Below are 18856 nucleotides of genomic sequence, written 5' to 3'. Positions count from 1 at the left end.
AACGACGACGCAAGTAAACGGCAGGATTTAACACTAGCGCAACGCAGATGAGTGATATAGTCTCTGACCGTTTGCCGGACATGACGCCTCTGATGACGGAACACCAAAACCGCGTATGAAAAAAAGTTTCCCAACACTGCTGGCCACAATGATTTGGACGGCACTCTACAGTCAGCACGCGCTGGCTGATCTGGCCGAGCAATGTATGCTTGGCGTCCCTGTTTATGACAAACCGCTGGTCAGCGGCGACCCGAACAGCCTGCCTGTCACTATCCATGCGGATGACTCTAAAGCAGACTATCCGAAAAGCGCCCTGTTCACCGGCAACGTGAATATTGAACAAGGCAACAGCACCCTGACCGCCAAGCAAGTGGAACTGAACCAGACGCAAAATCCGGGGCAGACCGAACCGGTGCGCACCGTGACTGCGACCGGTGACGTGCACTACAGCGACAATCAGATCAAGCTGAAAGGCCCGAAAGCCTGGTCAAACCTGAACAACAAAGATACCGACGTCTATGAAGGCGACTACCAAATGGTAGGCCGTCAGGGGCGTGGCGACGCCGACAAAATGAAGATGCGCGGCGCCAACCGTTACACCATTCTGGAAAACGGCACCTTTACCTCTTGTTTGCCTGGCGACAACAGCTGGAGCGTCGTCGGTTCAGAAGTGATCCACGACCGCGAAGAGCAGGTGGCCGAAGTCTGGAACGCCCGCTTCAAAATCGGTGGCGTACCGGTGTTTTACAGCCCGTACCTGCAATTGCCGGTCGGCGATAAACGCCGCTCCGGTTTCCTGATCCCGAATGCAAAATACGGCAGCAACAATGGCTTTGAGTTCATGTTGCCGTATTACTGGAACATCGCGCCAAACTTCGACGCCACCATCACACCGCACTACATGTCCAAACGTGGCCTGCAGTGGCAGAACGAATTCCGCTATCTGGTGCAGCCCGGCCTGGGCCTGATGGAGTTCGACTGGTTGCCGGACGACAAGGAATACAGCAAGGACAACCCTGACGACAGTACCCGCTGGTTGTTCTACTGGAATCACAACGGCGTGATGGATCAGGTGTGGCGTTTTAACGTTGACTACACCAAAGTCAGCGACTCCAAATACTTTACCGATCTGGACTCGAAATACGGCTCTACCACCGACGGTTACGCAACGCAGAAATTCAGCGTCGGCTATGCCATCGACAACTGGGATGCCACCTTAAGCTCCAAGCAGTTCCAGATCTATGACGGCACCGACCGCAGCCAATCGGATTCGTACAAAGTTCAGCCGCAACTGGACCTGAACTACTATAAAAACGATCTTGGCCCGTTCGATTTGCGTATTTACGGCCAGGCGGCCAAGTTCACCAGCGTTAACCCCTACAGCCCGGATGCGACCCGTTTGCACCTGGAGCCGACGCTCAATCTACCGTTGACCAACGGTTGGGCCAGCCTGAACACTGAAGCCAAACTGCTGGCCACCCATTATCAGCAGGATATTCCTGACGGCTTTGCCAACAACTACAAGAGCCGCACCGGCAATGACGCGCCAGACCTGCAAGACTCGGTCAACCGTGTGCTACCGCAGTTCAAGGTCGACGGCAAGCTGGTGTTCGAGCGCCCGATGATCTGGAACGAAGGCGCTACCCAGACCCTCGAACCACGCTTCCAGTACCTGTACGTGCCTTATCGCGACCAAAGCAACATCTATACCTACGACACCACGCTGCTGCAGACCGACTACTCCGGCCTGTTCCGCGACCGCACTTACAGCGGCCTGGATCGCATCGCCTCGCAGAACCGTGTATCCACCGGTTTAACCACGCGAATTTATGATGACGCGCTGGTTGAACGTTTTAACGCTTCCGTGGGTCAAATCTACTACTTCAGCCGTTCACGTACCGGCGACCAGACGACGAACTACGACAACAACGATAATACCGGCAGCCTGGCTTGGGCTGGCGATACCTATTGGAAGATTGACGATCGTTGGGGACTGCGTGGCGGGCTGCAGTATGATACGCGCCTGAACAGCATCTCATTGGGCAACGGCGTGCTGGAGTACCGCCAGGACGCTGAACGCGTTCTGCAGTTGAACTACCGCTACGCAACGCCGGAATATATCCAGACGGCGCTGAACACCAGGCAGGTTCCAGCCTATCAGGACGGGATCTCTCAGGTGGGCGTAACCGGCAGTTGGCCGATTGTCGATCGCTGGTCAATCGTGGGCGCTTATTACTACGACACCCGCGCGCAACAGTCCGCCGATCAGTTGCTCGGGCTGAAGTACAACACCTGCTGCTGGGCGGTGACCCTGGGCTATGAGCGCAAGATCACCGACTGGAACAACAGCAACCAAAGCAGCGTTTATGACAACAAAGTTTCATTCAATATCGAACTGCGTGGCCTGAGCAGCGATCACAGCCTGGGCTCCGCGGAAATGCTGCGTTCCGGCATTCTGCCTTACCAGCGTGCGTTTTGATACTTTGTAACACTTTGAAAACGACAACTTTCACCCGCATTTGCGGATTACAGAATGGGAAATGTATGAAGAACTGGAGAACGCTTATTCTCGGATTGGTGGTTTGCGCCAATACCGCGTTCGCAGCACCCCAAGAAGTGGATAAAGTCGCCGCCGTCGTGGATAACGGCGTAGTGCTTGAGAGCGACGTTAGCAGCCTGTTGCAGTCGGTGAAGCTCAACGCGCAACAGGCAGGCCAGCAATTGCCGGATGACGCTACGCTGCGTCACCAGATCCTCGAACGTCTGATTATGGATAACATCCAGCTGCAGATGGCCAAGAAAATGGGGATCGCCGTTTCCGATGCCGATCTGGACAAAGCCATCGGCAATATCGCCGCACAGAACAAAATGAGCATCGATCAGATGCGCAGCCGCCTGGCGTACGAAGGGCTGAACTACAACACCTATCGTTCCCAGATCCGCAAGGAAATGCTGATTTCTGAAGTGCGCAACAACGAAGTGCGCCGTCGCGTCACGATCCTGCCTCAGGAAGTCGACGCACTGGCAAAACAGGTTGGTGCCCAGAACGGCAGCGATACCGAGATGAACATCAGCCATATCCTGATCCCGTTGCCGGAAAACCCGTCGCAGCAGCAGGTTGACGAAGCGGAAACCCTGGCCAAAAAGCTGATGGGTGAAATCAACGGCGGCGCCGATTTCGGTAAACTTGCGATCTCCTATTCTGCCGATTCCCAGGCGCTAAAAGGCGGCAACATGGGCTGGGGCAAACTGCAGGAAATCCCTACCCTGTTTGCCGAAAGACTGGCCAGCGCCAAAAAAGGCGACGTGGTCGGCCCGATCCGCTCCGGTGTCGGTTTCCACATTCTGAAAGTGAATGATATCCGCGGTGCCAACCAGTCCGTGTCCGTCACCGAGGTTCATGCACGCCACATTCTGCTGAAACCTTCTGTGGTGCTGACCGACGATCAGGCTCGCGCCAAGCTTCAGGCAGTAGCCGAAGCCATCAAGAGCGGTAACGCCAAGTTTGCTGACGAAGCCAAACAGCTGTCTCAGGATCCGGGTTCTGCGTTGCAGGGCGGCGATCTGGGCTGGGCTTCTCCGGACATTTACGATCCGGCCTTCCGCGATGCGTTGATGAAGCTGAGCAAAGGCGAAGTCAGCAAACCGGTGCACTCCTCCTTCGGCTGGCACCTGATTCAGTTGCTGGATACCCGCCAGGTGGACAAAACCGACGCTGCGCAGAAAGATCGCGCTTACCGCATGCTGTTCAACCGCAAGTTTGCTGAAGAAGCGCAGACCTGGATGCAGGAACAACGTGCTCAGGCTTACGTGAAGATCCTTGACGGTAATGCACAACAATAATCGCATAGTCATCACCCCCGGCGAGCCTGCCGGGGTTGGGCCGGATTTAGTGGCAGCGCTGGCGCAACAGGATTGGCCTGTTGAACTGGTGGTGTGCGCGGATCCGGCCTTGTTGCTTGAGCGCGCCCGGCAGTTGAATCTGCCGTTGCAGCTTCGCGACTATCAGGCGGGCCAACCCGCCCAACCGCAGCGTGCAGGTACGCTAACGGTGCTGCCGGTAGCCACCGCCCATCCGGTTGTCGCGGGCGAGCTGAACGTGGGCAACAGCGCCTATGTGGTGGAAACCCTGGCACGCGCCTGCGACGGCTGCCTGAACGGCGAGTTCGCCGCGCTGATTACCGGCCCGGTGAACAAAGGCGTGATCAACGACGCCGGCGTGCCGTTCATTGGCCATACCGAATTCTTTGCCGATCGCAGCGGTTGCGATCGCGTGGTGATGATGCTGGCAACCGAAGAACTGCGCGTAGCGCTGGCGACCACTCACCTGCCGTTATTGGCGGTGCCGGGCGCCATCACTCGTCAAAGCCTGTTCGAAGTCATCCGCATACTCGACCACGATCTGAAAACCAAATTTGGCATCGCCCAGCCGCAGATTTATGTCTGCGGGCTTAACCCGCACGCCGGGGAAGGCGGCCACATGGGGCGCGAAGAGATTGATACCATCATCCCGGCGCTCGATGCGTTGCGCGATGAGGGCATCGTTCTTATCGGCCCACTGCCGGCGGACACCCTGTTCCAGCCCAAGTATCTGCAACACGCCGATGCGGTGCTGGCGATGTATCACGATCAGGGTCTGCCGGTGCTAAAATACCAAGGGTTCGGCCGGGCGGTAAATATCACCCTCGGTTTGCCTTTTATTCGTACCTCGGTCGACCACGGTACCGCTCTGGAACTGGCCGGCACCGGCACCGCCGATGCGGGCAGTTTCAAAACGGCCTTGAATCTCGCCATTAAAATGATAATTAATTGTAATGAATAATAAAGTCCACCAAGGGCACTTTGCCCGCAAACGCTTTGGACAAAACTTTTTAACCGATCAGTTTGTCATCGATAGCATTGTCTCCGCCATTCACCCACAGCCGGGCGAAGCGGTGGTCGAGATCGGCCCCGGCCTGGGCGCACTGACCGAGCCGGTCGGCGCACGCATGGACCGCATGACGGTGATTGAGCTGGACCGCGATCTGGCGGCCCGCCTGGCAAACCACCCGCAGCTGAAAGACAAGCTGACCATTCACCAGCAAGATGCCATGACGGTGAATTTCGCCGAGATGGCCGAGCAGGCCGGCCAATCGCTGCGCGTGTTTGGCAACCTGCCGTATAACATTTCGACGCCGCTGATGTTCCACCTTTTCAGCTATACTCAGGCCATTCGCGACATGCACTTTATGTTGCAAAAAGAGGTAGTCAACCGCCTGGTTGCAGGCCCGAACAGCAAAGCCTACGGGCGTTTGACCGTGATGGCGCAGTACTACTGCAACGTGATTCCGGTGCTGGAAGTGCCACCTACCTCGTTCACGCCGGCGCCTAAAGTGGATTCCGCCGTGGTACGTCTGGTGCCGCACCAGGTGAACCCAAACCCGGTGGGTGATGTGCGTATGCTTAGCCGCATTACCACTCAGGCATTCAACCAACGCCGGAAAACCGTTCGCAACAGCCTGGGCGATCTGTTCACCCCAGAGCAGTTGACGGAATTAGGTATCGATCCGACGTTAAGAGCAGAGAATATTTCTGTGGCGCAATACTGTAAGCTGGCTAACTGGCTTTCAGCCAACCCCACGCCGCAGCAATAAGGAGTAGTGGTCATGATTGATTCGCCCCGTGTATGTATTCAGGTACAAAGTATCTACGTGGAATCACAGTCGATACCTGAAGAAGAACGTTACGTCTTCGCTTATACCATCACCATCCGCAACCTGGGGCGTTTCAACGTGCAGCTGCTGGGCCGCTATTGGCTAATCACCAACGCCAATGGCCGCCAAACCGAAGTTCAGGGCGAAGGCGTGGTCGGCGAACAGCCGCTCATTCAGCCCGGCGGTGAATTCCAATATACCAGCGGCGCGGTTCTTGAAACGCCGTTGGGTACCATGGAAGGCCATTACGAAATGGTTGATCATCAGGGTCAGCCATTCCGCACTGCCATTCCCGTGTTCCGCTTAGCTATCCCAACACTGATTCACTAACTATGTCGACATATCTTATCGGCGACGTTCATGGCTGTTTTGATGAACTTCAATCGCTATTGGCCCAGGTGGCTTTCGATCCTCAAAGCGACCGACTGTGGCTGACCGGCGATCTTGTCGCCCGCGGTCCCGGCTCGCTGGACGTGTTGCGCTACGTGCGTTCACTTGGCCCTGCGGTGCGTATGGTGTTGGGCAACCACGATCTGCATCTGCTGGCCGTCTATGCCGGTATTAGCCGCAACAAACCCAAAGACCGCATTACCCCGCTGCTGGAAGCCCCGGATGCCGATGAGCTGATCAACTGGCTGCGCCGCCAGCCGGTGCTGCAGGTGGATGAAGAACTCAAACTGGTGATGGCGCATGCCGGCATCACGCCGCAGTGGGATATTGAAACCGCCCAACTGTGCGCCCGCGAAGTCGAAGCGGTACTGAGCAGCGACAGCTATCCGTTGTTCCTGGATGCCATGTACGGCGATATGCCGAACAACTGGACTCCGGAACTGAGTGGGTTGGCGCGCCTGCGTTTCAGCACCAATGCCCTGACGCGCATGCGCTACTGTTTCCCGAATGGCCAGCTCGACATGATCTGCAAAGATGCGCCGGGCACCGCCCCTGCGCCGCTGAAACCCTGGTTTGAATTGCCGCGTTTAGTGGATCCTGAATACACCATTATCTTTGGTCATTGGGCATCGCTGGAAGGTAAGGGCACGCCAGAAGGCATTGTGGGCCTCGATACCGGCTGTTGCTGGGGAGGCGATCTGACCATGTTACGCTGGGAAGACCAACAGTACTTCACTCAACCTTCAAACCGCCGCGATATACTCGACAACGCGAATACCCTGGCAGCGTCATAATAAAACCGGGGCTGTTCGACGCCGCCCCGGCCTTTTCCGTTTAAGCTTAAGCGCCAATCACCCCGCCATCTTCACGCGTAATCATCAAGACTGACGAACGCGGGCGCGGGCTGTTGTTCGGGAAATGAGAGTCGCCGTCTTCACCCGGATGCTGCACGTTGACGAACATCGTCTTGTAATCCGGCGTGAAGGTGATGCCGGTCAGCTCGCACGACTTCGGCCCAACCATAAAGCGGCGGATTTCACCGCTCAGCGGGTCCCCCACCAGCATTTGGTTATTCCCCTGCCCGGCATAATCGCCCTTGTTGCTGTACTTGCCGTCGGTGAGGATCCACAGGCGCCCAGTCTTATCAAAACCCAACCCGTCCGGGCTGTTAAAGGTATTATCTGCGGTGATGTTCGGCGTACCGCGATTGACCCCTTCCGGGTGCGCGATCGGATTGCCGCACAGCGCATAAATATCCCAGGTAAAAGAGGCTGCGGTGGCGTCGCCGCCCTCATCCCAGCGAATAATCTGGCCGTAAACATTGTTCGGCCGCGGGTTGGCGGCGTTCAGCGGCATCCCTTCTTCACCGCGCTTGCTGTTATTGGTCAGCGTGCAATAAGCGCGCCCGTCATGCGGGTTCACGGCGATCCATTCAGGGCGATCCATTTTGGTTGCCCCCACCTGCGCCGCTGCCTTGCGCGCAAAGATCAACACCTCCGCCTCATCACGGAAGCCGTTTTCCGGCGTCAGGCCGTTTTTACCGAATTCCAGCGCAATCCAGCGCCCCGTCCCCTTCAGCGGCGTACCGCCGGCGTCACCGTCAAACTGCGCCACATACAACGTGCCTTCATCCAGCAAGCTGCGGTTATTGGCCGGATTGGCGATATCAACCTGACCTTTCGAGACGTACTTATAGATATGCTCGCCACGCTCGTCGTCACCCATGTAGACCACCAGACGCCCATCTTTAGCAACGGTCACCGCGGCATTTTCATGCTTGAAGCGGCCCAGCGCAGTGTGTTTGATTGGCGTTGACGTAGGGTTCATCGGGTCGATTTCAACGATCCAGCCGTGGCGGTTGAATTCATTCGGGTTCTTCGCCACGTCAAAGCGCTCATCATAGTCCGGCCAGTTGCGCTCAGGTTCGCTGACCTTCAACGTATAGCGCTTCTGTTCTGCCGTAGTTTGATAGTCGGCCTGATGGGTGCCGAAATAGGTATCGAAATTCTCTTCGCAGGTCAGGTAGGTGCCCCAGGGCGTTTTGCCGTTAGCGCAGTTCCCGAAAGTACCCAGTACTTTGCGCCCGGTGGGATCGGCTGCGGTTTGCAGCAGCGGATGGCCGGCGGCCGGGCCGCTGAACTGCATTTCGGTGTTGGCGGTGATACGGCGGTTATAGCGCGAAGGGCGCTCCACCTCCCAGCGTTGGCTATCGCCGGCGCGCCTCACCGCCACGATGGAAACACCATGCGCCGCCTGGGATTTACGTACGTCCTCCAGGCTGGTGGCCTTGCTGCCGCCGTGGGCGAACAGGTACTGCTCATTCACGTATTCGTTGTTGATGGCCATCACGCCGTGATTGTCATCAATCGGGAAGAAGCTCATGCCGTCATTGTTGTCGCCAAACTGCTTTTCCTGATCGGCGGCGCTGTTGTTGCCCTGGGCGTCAAATGCGGCGGCGCCCTCCACCAGCGGCTCCCCCCAGGAGATCAACACCTCGGCGCGATACCCCGGCGCAATCACCACTTCGTCGGCGGTGGAGGCTGCAATGCCTTTAAAGCCCAACAGCTTGTTCGGCGGTAAATCCTCGGCCAGCGCCTCGGCGGAAACCGTCCAGATGCCGCCGCCAAGAAATCCCGCCAGGCCAACAGCGCCTGCGCTGCCGAGCAGCAGTTTACGACGGGTGGGATCGGTCAGGCGGTCGGCGTCCAGTTGCTCAATTTTGCTCGTCATGTGTCTGCTTCCTTTTTAGATGGCGCCACGATCAAGATTCACCAGAGTTGCCGGGCGCTCGAAGTTGAGCTTCATACTAATCAGTAAGTGTGACGAAAATGTTACAACTAAACGGCGCAAAAACGACAAAGGGCACAATCTCTTGCGCCCTTTGGGAGGTGGTAGCTAACGCCCGAAAATCAACGGCGTTCTAAAATCTCAAAGCAGTAGCTGTGGGAGTTCAGTTCGTCAGCATCATGGAATTCGCTGAACGAGGTTTCCCATTCGTCCGGCTCGTAGTCCGGGAAATGGGTGTCGCCACCGACTTCGGCGTCGATATGCGTCAGATACATGCGGTCAGCACGCGCCAGGAACTGGGTGTAGATATGCCCACCGCCCATGACCATGACTTCTTCCACATCACCGGCCGCAGCCAGCGCGTCGTCCAAAGACGTAGCCCAGGTCACCCCGGCTTCACTGCCGGGACGGCTGCTTAAAACGATGTTATGGCGGCCCGGCAGCGGGCGACCAATGGACTCGAACGTTTTACGGCCCATAATGACCGGTTTATTCAGCGTGTTACGTTTAAACCACGCTAAGTCTGCCGGTAAATGCCACGGCATGGCGTTTTCCATACCAATAACGCGATCCGCCGCCAAGGCAGCGATCAGGCTGATAATCATTGTTAAACCCTGTGTAGGCAGCAAAATTGCTCACACTATACGTAAAGGCCTATCTGTCGTCGATAGGCTAATCAAGCAAGATGAATATATAAGATAGCTCTTATCAGTATATCTAATAACCAGCGTTTTACGGCTGCCGGGTTTCATACCCCTGGACGTTTTCGATACAGCCACAACCCCGGCAATGACAACCCTATCGATAGCGCGCCAACGATGAAACTGGCCTTGAGAAAGTTGGTGACCATGGTTTCCATCAAGGCTTCGCTATAGCCCAGATGCGAAATCTCCACCACCGTGATCATCGCGGTATAGGCGGAAATACCGGGGAACATCGGGATCACCGCCGCTACGGTAAAGACCTTCGGGTGTGCCAACAGCCAGCGCGACCAATAGATGCCGATGATGCCGATCAAAATCGCCGCCAGCAGCGACGCCCACTCGATATTCATGCCGACGTGTATCATCAACATGCGCGAACCCCGGCCCACCGCGCCGAGCAGGGCGCAGTAGCGCAGCGCACGCAGCGGCACGTTGAACACCATGGCGAAGCCCAGCGCCGGCACCGCCGCCAGCAGCATTTCCAGCAACAAGGCCCACAACAGACTCATGACCACCCCCGCAAATCCCACAGCGACATCGCCATCACCACCCCGATACAGGTAGCCAAGGTCAGCAGACTGGCCATAGCCCAGCGCGCCAATCCGGTATTCACATGGCCTTTAAACATGTCCGCCACCGCGTTGATCAGCGGGAATCCCGGCACCAGCAGCAGCACGCTGGCGGCCATCGCCACGCTGGAGGTGTCGCTGAACGCGGCTAACCGCAGCAACAGGCCGGAAACCGAGGTAGCGACAAACGCCGTCAGGCAAAAGTTGATCAGCGGATTCATATGGCGGGCGGTGAGCATCTGGCGTACCAGCATCGCCACGCCGCTGGCGATAAAGGTGACCACAAAGGCATCCCCGCCGCCGCCGTTGAGCATGCTGAAACAACCGCACGACAGCCCCACCATCACCACCACCAGCCAGCGAGGGTAGCGCAGCGGGCGAATTTTCTCGAAACGCCGGGCAACATCGCGCGCATCCGCCAGCCGATGTTCCGCCAGAATGACGATATGCTGTACCTCGGTCACCACCTGCATATTGATGCCCCGATCGATGTTCTTGCGCGTGGTGGTCAGGCATTCGCCATGGCTGATGGTCGTCAGCACCACCGCGTTGGCCGAAATGGAGCTTTCCACGCTGTCCATACCCAGCGCTATGCCCAGCCGGGTCGATAATTGTTCCACCACCATGCTTTCAGCGCCGTGCTGCAACAGCAGCAAGGCGCATTGAATGCACAGGCGAGTGATTTCACGCTGTTGCCGGTGCGGCTCCGGCATTTCGATCGTTGTGGTTTGATTCATAATGTCCCGTGGTACGCCCTGAATAAAAGTTCATCATATTGCCTAACAGGGTCCCAATGGGTTGATGCTAATCAGGAGAAGCAGCGTTATTATCAGCGCAATTACGCCTTTTGTGCAGAGACTCAAAACCATGCTTGAAACTTCGCTGTTCGTCGCCGGTATTGTCGCCCTGGGCATGCTGTCGCCCGGCCCAGACTTTTTCCTGGTGATCAAGAATGCCGCTCGCTATCCGCGCCCCGCCGCCATGATGACCGCCCTCGGGGTGATCTGTGGCGTCGCGACCCACATGTCTTACTGCGTTGCCGGGTTGGCGGTGGTGATCACCACTACGCCGTGGCTGTTCAACGTGCTGAAATACGCCGGTGCGGTCTACCTGATCTGGGTGGGCATTCAGGCGCTGCTGTCGCGCGGGGGCAGCAAGATGAACGTCGGTAACCTGCCGCAGCAGCAGGTGAGCCTGAAAAGCGCTTTTGTGCAGGGTTATCTGTGCAATCTGCTCAACCCCAAAGCCACGCTGTTCTTCCTGGCGGTCTTCACGCAGGTGCTGCAGATCGACTCCGGGCTGGGCGAAAAACTGTGGTATGCGGGGATTATCCTGGGCCTGTCCGCCGTCTGGTGGCCAGTATTGGTGTTCTTGTTCCAGAGCGGACCGGTGCGTCGCGGGTTGGAAAAAACGCAGAAGGTGGTCGACAAGCTGCTGGGCGGCATGCTGATCGCGCTGGGTATCAAGGTTGCACTGAGCTGATGCGAAAAGGGCGCAGTGCCGAACTGCGCCCCCGGCGTTAGCCCTTGGCTTCCACCACGTCGTCTTCCGGTGCCTTGCCGTCAATGCTGCCACGCCAGCCGGTTTGCTGCACCCGCGCCAACCGATTCTGATCCTGCTCGATGGCCGCGCTGAGCATTTCCTTAGCCCGCTGCAGGCTGGCGATACGGAACTCGGTATCCTGGTAATTCTCCAGCGTGTTTTCCAGCATCTTCAGGTTGTAGCGCCGGAAGGTATCCGCTTTTTCCCGTGCCTCGTAGGCGTCCAGCCCCAGCAGCTCCAGCGCCTCGCGGCCAATGCGCAGCGAACTTTCGAAGGTTTCGCGTTCCGGGCTTTCCACCCCTAGCTGCCGCAGTTGATACCAGTGATCGACATCGCGCGCGCGTGCCACGATTTTCAGGTGCGGGAAGTGTCGCTTGGCCAGTTCGGTCAGTTGCAGGTTGGCTTCCACGTCGTCGATGGCGTTAATCAGCACCTTGGCATGTGCCGCGCCCGCAGCTTCCAACAGATCGGCACGAGTCGCGTCGCCGTAAAACACTTTGGTACCGAATTTTCTCAGCGTTTCAATATGGTCCGGATCGTGATCCAACACCACGGTGTGGACGCCGTTAGCCAACAGCAAACGGCCGGCGATCTGGCCAAAACGGCCGAAGCCGGCAATGATCACGCTGGCGTTTTCTTCATCAATCACATCCGCCGGACGTTCGTCCTTCGGCGCATTTTTCTCCAGCCTCGCGGCCACCACCAGTAACAGCGGCGTCGCCGCCATCGACAGAGCGACCGCCAGCGTCAGCGATTTAGCCCAGTCTGGCGGCAACACGCCGGCCAACTGGGCGGCGCCGAAGATCACAAAGGCAAACTCACTGCCCTGCCCCAACAAAATAGCGAACATGCCGCGCTGGCGTTTTGGCACGCCCAGCCACGGCCCAATCAGCCACAGCAACGCCGCCTTGATCAACATAAAACCCAATAACAGCGAGGCGATCAGCAACGGATGGTGGAACAGAGTACCGAAGTCGATGGACATGCCGACACCGATAAAGAACAGCCCGAGCAACAGGCCCTTGAACGGTTGAATGTCGCTTTCCAGTGCATGACGATATTCAGAACTCGCCAGCAGCACCCCGGCAAGGAAAGCGCCCATCGCCATCGACAGCCCGGCCATTTCCAGCAGGATGCCAAAACCGAACACCAGGAACAGCGCCACGGCGCTGAACACTTCACGCATGCCCGAACGAGCGACAAAGTGCAGCAGCGGGCGGGTGACATAGCGGCCGAGCAGCACCACGATCGCCAGCGCGCCCACCACCTTCGCCGCCGACAGCGCGAACGCGCCCAGTGTGGTGGTCGCGCCGCTGCTGGCCAACAGAGGGATCATCGCCACCAGCGGGATCGCCGCGATATCCTGGAACAACAGCGCCGCAAACGAGCTGCGGCCAATCGGCGATGGCGTCAGGTTACGCTCGCTCATCGCCTGCATCGCGATGGCGGTAGAAGACAGCGCCAGCGTCAGGCCAATCAGCAGCGCCACCTTCCAGTCCAGCCCGAGGAAATAACAAAAGGCGCTGAGCGCCAGCCCGCAGCCCGTCATCTGGATGCTGCCGCCGCCAAACACCGAGGCACGCAGCGTCCATAGCCGTTTAGGATCCAGCTCCAGCCCAATGATAAACAGCATCAGTACCACGCCAATCTCGGCGAAGGTCAGAATAGACTCGGCGTCGGAGACCAGCTTCAGCCCCCAGGGGCCGATAATGCAGCCGGCGATCAGGTAGCCGAGCACCGAACCCAAGCCGAGACGCACGGCAATCGGCACGAACAGCGCGGCCGATCCGAGATAGATCAGCCCCTCAATCATCATGTTGTGATTATCCATGGCCGACTCCCTGATCCGCAGGCTCACTGTGTTCCATCAGATACTCTACCAAACGCTGGCGGTAGGCCTCGCCGGCGGCAATCAGCGCCGGCTCGTTGCAGGTAAAGGTATTATGCACGGCAAAGTAGGGTTGCCAGTTCATCCCGCAATAGATCGCGGTCGCTTGCAGCGGCTGCCCCAGCGCGGCGAAATTTGGGTAATCGCCCAGCTCGAAATGATGCTCGTCCCCGCCGCTGGTGACCGCCCACAGGCAGTCCTTGCCCACCAGCGCATCGCCGTCATGGCCGTAGGCCCAGCCGTGCTCCAGCACCTTGTCGATCCACAGTTTCAGCAGCGGCGGCAGGCTGTACCACTGCATGGGATGCTGGAACACCACCATATCGGCGCGCTCCAGCGCACGCTGCTCGGCGTTGATATCGATGTTGAAGTCAGGATACAGCTCATAGAGCGCGCGCACTTCCACGTCAGGAATGTCTTTTACCGCCTGCAGCAGACGGTGATTGGCATGCGAATGCCGGGGATAAGGATGGGCGTAAATAATCAGAATCATGGGGGTCGTCGTTCCTTCGTTCCGTGCCAATACATCAAGCATATACCAATCATACAGCGTGACAGTTTGCTGAATGATTGATAGCGGAAATTTCTAATTCAAGGCAACAAATTTGCTGAACAAGATAAAAAAATAAGGGCGCTGCATATGCAGCGCCCTCTGGCATTACGGCATCACTGGATTACTTGGTGATGCGAGCATGCAGCTCCTGCACGGAGGTCACTTGCTCGGTCGGATCCGCTTTCAGCGCCATCGCGGTGGCAAAGCCGCCGTTCAGGGTGGTGTCGTAATGCACCTTGTACTGCAACGCGCTGCGGCGAATCAGCTTGGAGTCCTCAATCGCCTGGCGACCGGCCGTGGTGTTCACGATGTAGGTATACTCGCCATTCTTGATACGGTCCTGAATGTGCGGACGGCCTTCATGCACCTTGTTGACCAGACGCGGGTTAATGCCCGCTTCGCCCAGCACGACCGCAGTACCGTGGGTCGCATCCAGCTCGAAGCCCTGTTTCAGCAGGCTTGCCGCCAGATCCACCACGCGGGCTTTATCGCCTTCACGCACCGACAGCAGCGCACGGCCTTGTTTCTTCATGCCTGATTGGCTGCCGAGCATCGCCTTGGAGAACGCTTCCGCGAAGGTGCGACCCACGCCCATCACTTCCCCGGTAGAACGCATTTCCGGCCCCAGAATCGGGTCGACGCCAGGGAACTTGTTGAACGGCAGCACCACTTCTTTCACTGAGTAGTAAGGCGGGATAACTTCTTCCGTTACGCCCTGCTCGGCCAGCGTCTTGCCCGCCATGACCCGTGCGGCTACCTTGGCCAGCGGCACGCCGGTGGCTTTGGAAACGAACGGCACGGTACGTGCGGCACGCGGGTTGACTTCAATCAGGTAGACTTCGTTGTTCTTCACCGCGAACTGTACGTTCATCAGACCGCGCACCTGCAGTTCGAACGCCAGTTTCTCAACCTGTTGACGCATCACGTCCTGAATGTCTTTGCTCAGGGTGTAAGCAGGCAGTGAACAAGCGGAGTCCCCAGAGTGCACGCCAGCCTGTTCGATGTGTTCCATGATGCCGCCAATCAGCACGCGCTCACCGTCGCAAATGGCATCGACGTCCACTTCTACCGCATCATCCAGGAAGCGGTCCAGCAGCACTGGCGCGTCGTTGGATACGCTGACGGCGTTCTGGAAGTAACGGCGCAGGTCGATTTCGTCGTAGACGATTTCCATCGCACGGCCGCCCAGCACATAGGAAGGACGCACCACCAGCGGGTAACCGATACCGGCCGCTTTCTCTACCGCCTGTTCAATGGTGGAAACGGTGGCGTTGGCCGGCTGTTTCAGGCCCAGACGCTGCACCGCCTGCTGGAAACGCTCGCGGTCTTCGGCACGGTCAATCGCATCCGGGCTGGTACCGATAATCGGTACGCCTGCGGCTTCCAGCTCACGCGCCAGCTTCAGTGGGGTCTGGCCGCCGTACTGCACGATCACACCTTTCGGCTTCTCGATGCGTACGATTTCCAGCACGTCTTCCAGCGTCACCGGCTCGAAATACAGGCGGTCAGAGGTGTCGTAGTCGGTGGAGACGGTTTCCGGGTTACAGTTGACCATAATGGTTTCGTAACCGTCTTCGCGCAGCGCCAGCGAGGCGTGCACACAGCAGTAGTCGAACTCGATGCCCTGGCCGATACGGTTCGGACCGCCGCCCAGCACCATCACTTTCGGACGGTCGTTGGTCGGGTTGGACTCGCACTCTTCTTCATAAGTGGAGTACATGTAGGCGGTGTCGGTGGCGAATTCCGCCGCACAGGTATCCACACGCTTGTAAACCGGGTGCAGGCCATAACCGTGACGCAGCTTGCGGATTTCGCTCTCGGCTACGCCGGCCAGCGTGGCCAGGCGCGCATCGGCGAAACCTTTACGCTTCAGGGTACGCAGGAACTCGTGGGTCAGGCCGTTGATGCCGGATTCGGCAACCTGCTCTTCCAGACGTACCAGCTCTTCAATCTGCACCAGGAACCAGCGGTCAACGTTGGTCAGGTTAAACACGCCGTCTACCGACATGCCGGCACGGAACGCGTCCGCGATGTACCAGATACGGTCGCAGCCGGCATCTTTCAGTTCGCGACGGATTTTGGTCAGCGCTTCCGGATCGTCCAGGCTCACTTTCGGGTCGAAACCGGTGACACCCACTTCCAGACCGCGCAGCGCTTTCTGCAGCGATTCTTGCTGGGTGCGGCCAATCGCCATCACTTCGCCGACGGATTTCATTTGGGTGGTCAGGCGGTCGTTAGCGCCGGCAAATTTCTCGAAGTTAAAGCGAGGAATTTTGGTGACTACGTAGTCGATGGACGGCTCAAAGGACGCCGGAGTACGGCCGCCGGTGATGTCGTTCATCAGTTCGTCGAGGGTGTAACCCACCGCCAGCTTGGCGGCGATTTTGGCAATCGGGAAGCCGGTGGCTTTTGACGCCAGCGCCGAAGAACGGGACACGCGCGGGTTCATTTCGATAACGATCAGGCGACCGTTTTTCGGGTTAACCGAGAACTGCACGTTGGAACCGCCGGTTTCCACGCCGATTTCACGCAGCACCGCCATCGAGGCGTTACGCATGATTTGGTATTCTTTGTCGGTCAGCGTTTGCGCCGGTGCCACGGTGATGGAGTCACCGGTATGGATGCCCATGGCGTCGAAGTTTTCGATAGAGCAGACGATGATGCAGTTATCGTTCTTATCGCGCACCACCTCCATCTCGTACTCTTTCCAGCCGATCAGCGATTCGTCGATCAACAGCTCTTTGGTTGGCGACAGATCCAGGCCGCGCTCGCAGATCTCTTCGAACTCTTCGCGGTTGTAAGCGATGCCGCCACCGGTGCCGCCCATGGTAAAGGAAGGGCGGATGATGCACGGGAAGCCAACATCAGCGGCAACCGCCAGCGCTTCTTCCATATTATGTGCGATGCCGGAACGCGCAGTATCCAGGCCGATTTTCTTCATCGCCACGTCGAAACGGCGGCGGTCTTCGGCTTTATCGATAGCGTCGGCCGTGGCGCCAATCATGGTCACGCCGAACTCGGCCAGCACGCCCTGACGCTCCAGCTCCAGCGCACAGTTCAGCGCGGTCTGGCCCCCCATGGTCGGCAATACCGCATCCGGGCGCTCTTTTTCGATGATTTTACGCACCACTTCCCAGTGGATCGGTTCGATGTAGGTCGCATCGGCCATTTCCGGGTCGGTCATGATGGTGGCCGGGTTGGAGTTCACCAGAATGACCCGGTAACCCTCTTCGCGCAGCGCTTTACACGCCTGAGCACCCGAATAGTCGAACTCACACGCCTGGCCGATAACAATCGGGCCAGCGCCGAGGATCAGGATGCTTTTTATGTCTGTACGTTTTGGCATTTTTTACTGCTCCTGATTATTTGGCGTTAGAACGGTAAGTCTCGATCAGTTCGATAAAGTGGTCGAACAGCGGCGCGGCGTCGTGCGGGCCCGGGCTGGCTTCCGGGTGGCCCTGGAAGCTGAACGCCGCTTTGTCGGTGCGGTGAATGCCCTGCACCGTGTGGTCAAACAGCGATTTGTGCGTTACGCGCAGTTCGGCCGGCAGGTTATTTTCGTCAACCGCAAAACCGTGGTTCTGTGCAGTGATCATCACGCAGTCGTTATCCAGATCTTTCACCGGGTGGTTACCGCCGTGGTGGCCCAGCTTCATCTTCACGGTTTTCGCGCCGCTGGCCAGTGCCAGCAACTGGTGGCCGAGGCAGATGCCGAACACCGGAATGTCGGTTTCCAGGAACTGTTTGATGGCCGTGATGGCGTAATCGCAAGGCTCCGGGTCGCCCGGGCCGTTGGACAGGAAAATGCCGTCCGGATTCATCTTCAATACTTCATCTGCCGGGGTCTGCGCCGGCACCACCGTCAGGCGGCAACCGCGATCCACCAACATGCGCAGGATGTTGCGCTTGGCGCCGTAGTCGTAAGCCACCACGTGGAACGGCAGCTCGGAGGCCGGCTTGGCTTCCGGCAGCTCACCTTCAAGCGTCCAGCTACCCTGCTGCCAGCTGTAGGCTTCTTTGGTGGTCACTTCTTTCGCCAGATCCATGCCTTTCAAACCCGGGAAACCCTGCGCCTTGGCCAGCGCCAGCGCGGCGTCCGGTGAGTCGGCGGCGATGATGCAGCCGTTCTGTGCGCCTTTCTCGCGCAACAGGCGGGTCAGCTTGCGGGTATCGATATCGGCAATCGCCACGATGTTATGACGCTTCAGGTATTCAGACAGGCCTTCTTCGCTGCGGTAGTTGCTGGCAATCAAAGGGAGATCACGAATGACAAGGCCTTGGGCGTGTACCGCGGAGGATTCTTCGTCGGAAGCATTGGTGCCGACATTGCCGATATGAGGATAAGTAAGAGTAACGATCTGGCGAGAGTAGGAAGGATCAGTGAGGATTTCTTGATAGCCGGTCATCGACGTATTGAAGACCACTTCCCCCACTGCCGTACCCTCTGCCCCGATGGCCCGACCGTGGAATTGGGTTCCGTCTTCCAGAACCAATAGCGCTGACTTAATCAAAACACCCTCCGAGGAATAATCAATCACAATATCTGCATATTAATTCAGATATCGCGATCTAAATCAATGCAAAAACCGCCCTCAAGGCCAATTTTTGGCAAATTGGGCGCATTTTAATGATGAGTGCTCCGCTTGTCTACCCAAAGCGCCATTTTTTCTCTTATTTTCGCACTTCTCAACGTTTAATAGGGTCAGCAGCCATAAAAACACAGCTAAACT

The 18856-nt window shown here is 57.8% G+C and carries 15 protein-coding genes; 7 read left to right on the top strand and 8 right to left on the bottom strand.

The window, feature by feature from the left end; translation table 11 throughout:
* Positions 1 to 115 precede the first annotated feature (115 nt).
* The 6 genes from lptD to apaH all read left to right on the top strand — a co-directional run bounded on the left by lptD (position 116) and on the right by apaH (position 6877).
* A complete protein-coding gene (gene lptD, locus SERAS12_RS03375) occupies positions 116 to 2479 on the top strand; it encodes an LPS assembly protein LptD (RefSeq protein ID WP_013811471.1) in 2364 nt (787 codons plus the stop codon).
* A 65-nt stretch (positions 2480 to 2544) separates the two neighbouring features.
* Entirely contained in the window at positions 2545 to 3843 is a 1299-nt protein-coding gene (gene surA, locus SERAS12_RS03370) for a peptidylprolyl isomerase SurA (RefSeq protein WP_013811470.1), read from the top strand.
* Positions 3830 to 4822: a 4-hydroxythreonine-4-phosphate dehydrogenase PdxA gene (pdxA, locus tag SERAS12_RS03365; protein ID WP_013811469.1), complete on the top strand. Its 993-nt coding sequence runs from the start codon at positions 3830 to 3832 to the stop codon at positions 4820 to 4822. The genes surA and pdxA overlap by 14 nt, the downstream gene beginning before the upstream one ends.
* Complete coding sequence (gene rsmA / locus SERAS12_RS03360) at positions 4815 to 5633, top strand: 16S rRNA (adenine(1518)-N(6)/adenine(1519)-N(6))-dimethyltransferase RsmA (protein ID WP_013811468.1); 819 nt, start codon at positions 4815 to 4817, stop codon at positions 5631 to 5633. Before pdxA ends, rsmA begins: the two co-directional genes overlap by 8 nt.
* 12 nt (positions 5634 to 5645) lie before the next feature.
* Entirely contained in the window at positions 5646 to 6023 is a 378-nt protein-coding gene (apaG, locus tag SERAS12_RS03355; protein ID WP_004950071.1) for a Co2+/Mg2+ efflux protein ApaG, read from the top strand.
* Between the two features lie 2 nt (positions 6024 to 6025).
* The gene (gene apaH, locus SERAS12_RS03350; protein ID WP_013811467.1) at positions 6026 to 6877 is read left to right on the top strand and encodes a bis(5'-nucleosyl)-tetraphosphatase (symmetrical) ApaH; all 852 of its coding nucleotides are present in this window, start codon (positions 6026 to 6028) and stop codon (positions 6875 to 6877) included.
* 46 nt (positions 6878 to 6923) lie between these two features.
* Here apaH and SERAS12_RS03345 read toward each other — a convergent pair whose 3' ends face one another.
* The 4 genes from SERAS12_RS03345 to SERAS12_RS03330 all read right to left on the bottom strand — a co-directional run bounded on the left by SERAS12_RS03345 (position 6924) and on the right by SERAS12_RS03330 (position 10880).
* Positions 6924 to 8813, bottom strand: a complete 1890-nt coding sequence (locus SERAS12_RS03345; protein ID WP_013811466.1) for a PhoX family phosphatase — start codon at positions 8811 to 8813, stop codon at positions 6924 to 6926.
* Between the two features lie 179 nt (positions 8814 to 8992).
* A complete protein-coding gene (gene folA / locus SERAS12_RS03340; protein WP_013811465.1) occupies positions 8993 to 9475 on the bottom strand; it encodes a type 3 dihydrofolate reductase in 483 nt (160 codons plus the stop codon).
* 143 nt (positions 9476 to 9618) lie between these two features.
* Positions 9619 to 10083, bottom strand: a complete 465-nt coding sequence (locus SERAS12_RS03335; RefSeq protein WP_013811464.1) for a threonine/serine exporter — start codon at positions 10081 to 10083, stop codon at positions 9619 to 9621.
* Positions 10080 to 10880, bottom strand: coding sequence for a threonine/serine exporter ThrE family protein (locus SERAS12_RS03330; protein WP_013811463.1), 801 nt, complete (start codon positions 10878 to 10880; stop codon positions 10080 to 10082). The genes SERAS12_RS03335 and SERAS12_RS03330 overlap by 4 nt, the downstream gene beginning before the upstream one ends.
* A 130-nt stretch (positions 10881 to 11010) precedes the next feature.
* Here SERAS12_RS03330 and SERAS12_RS03325 point away from each other — a divergent pair, with 130 nt between their 5' ends.
* On the top strand, positions 11011 to 11625 hold the full coding sequence (locus SERAS12_RS03325; RefSeq protein ID WP_013811462.1) for a LysE family translocator: 615 nt from the start codon (positions 11011 to 11013) through the stop codon (positions 11623 to 11625).
* A gap of 37 nt (positions 11626 to 11662) precedes the next feature.
* Here SERAS12_RS03325 and kefC read toward each other — a convergent pair whose 3' ends face one another.
* The 4 genes from kefC to carA form a co-directional block, all read right to left on the bottom strand.
* Positions 11663 to 13516 carry a glutathione-regulated potassium-efflux system protein KefC gene (gene kefC, locus SERAS12_RS03320; protein ID WP_013811461.1) on the bottom strand — a complete coding sequence of 618 codons (1854 nt, stop codon included), beginning with the start codon at positions 13514 to 13516 and terminating at the stop codon, positions 11663 to 11665.
* Positions 13509 to 14066 (bottom strand): glutathione-regulated potassium-efflux system oxidoreductase KefF, encoded by a 558-nt coding sequence (gene kefF / locus SERAS12_RS03315; RefSeq protein WP_013811460.1) that lies wholly within the window; start codon positions 14064 to 14066, stop codon positions 13509 to 13511. Before kefF ends, kefC begins: the two co-directional genes overlap by 8 nt.
* A 181-nt stretch (positions 14067 to 14247) precedes the next feature.
* On the bottom strand, positions 14248 to 17472 hold the full coding sequence (carB, locus tag SERAS12_RS03310; protein ID WP_013811459.1) for a carbamoyl-phosphate synthase large subunit: 3225 nt from the start codon (positions 17470 to 17472) through the stop codon (positions 14248 to 14250).
* Between the two features lie 16 nt (positions 17473 to 17488).
* The gene (gene carA, locus SERAS12_RS03305; RefSeq protein ID WP_013811458.1) at positions 17489 to 18637 is read right to left on the bottom strand and encodes a glutamine-hydrolyzing carbamoyl-phosphate synthase small subunit; all 1149 of its coding nucleotides are present in this window, start codon (positions 18635 to 18637) and stop codon (positions 17489 to 17491) included.
* Between the last annotated feature and the right edge of the window lie 219 nt (positions 18638 to 18856).

Origin of the sequence: Serratia sp. AS12 (assembly GCF_000214195.1) — a bacterium.
Taxonomy (GTDB): domain Bacteria; phylum Pseudomonadota; class Gammaproteobacteria; order Enterobacterales; family Enterobacteriaceae; genus Serratia; species Serratia plymuthica.
This window is presented reverse-complemented; position numbering and strand designations above follow the sequence as displayed.

Coding starts and splice junctions, on each gene's coding strand:
- SERAS12_RS03325 (WP_013811462.1), top strand. CDS start 11,011: ATGCTTGAAACTTCGCTGTTCGTCGCCGGTATTGTCGCCCTGGGCATG.
- kefF (WP_013811460.1), bottom strand. CDS start 14,066: ATGATTCTGATTATTTACGCCCATCCTTATCCCCGGCATTCGCATGCC.
- SERAS12_RS03345 (WP_013811466.1), bottom strand. CDS start 8,813: ATGACGAGCAAAATTGAGCAACTGGACGCCGACCGCCTGACCGATCCC.
- lptD (WP_013811471.1), top strand. CDS start 116: ATGAAAAAAAGTTTCCCAACACTGCTGGCCACAATGATTTGGACGGCA.
- apaG (WP_004950071.1), top strand. CDS start 5,646: ATGATTGATTCGCCCCGTGTATGTATTCAGGTACAAAGTATCTACGTG.
- kefC (WP_013811461.1), bottom strand. CDS start 13,516: ATGGATAATCACAACATGATGATTGAGGGGCTGATCTATCTCGGATCG.
- surA (WP_013811470.1), top strand. CDS start 2,545: ATGAAGAACTGGAGAACGCTTATTCTCGGATTGGTGGTTTGCGCCAAT.
- SERAS12_RS03330 (WP_013811463.1), bottom strand. CDS start 10,880: ATGAATCAAACCACAACGATCGAAATGCCGGAGCCGCACCGGCAACAG.
- pdxA (WP_013811469.1), top strand. CDS start 3,830: ATGCACAACAATAATCGCATAGTCATCACCCCCGGCGAGCCTGCCGGG.
- folA (WP_013811465.1), bottom strand. CDS start 9,475: ATGATTATCAGCCTGATCGCTGCCTTGGCGGCGGATCGCGTTATTGGT.
- apaH (WP_013811467.1), top strand. CDS start 6,026: ATGTCGACATATCTTATCGGCGACGTTCATGGCTGTTTTGATGAACTT.
- SERAS12_RS03335 (WP_013811464.1), bottom strand. CDS start 10,083: ATGAGTCTGTTGTGGGCCTTGTTGCTGGAAATGCTGCTGGCGGCGGTG.
- rsmA (WP_013811468.1), top strand. CDS start 4,815: ATGAATAATAAAGTCCACCAAGGGCACTTTGCCCGCAAACGCTTTGGA.
- carB (WP_013811459.1), bottom strand. CDS start 17,472: ATGCCAAAACGTACAGACATAAAAAGCATCCTGATCCTCGGCGCTGGC.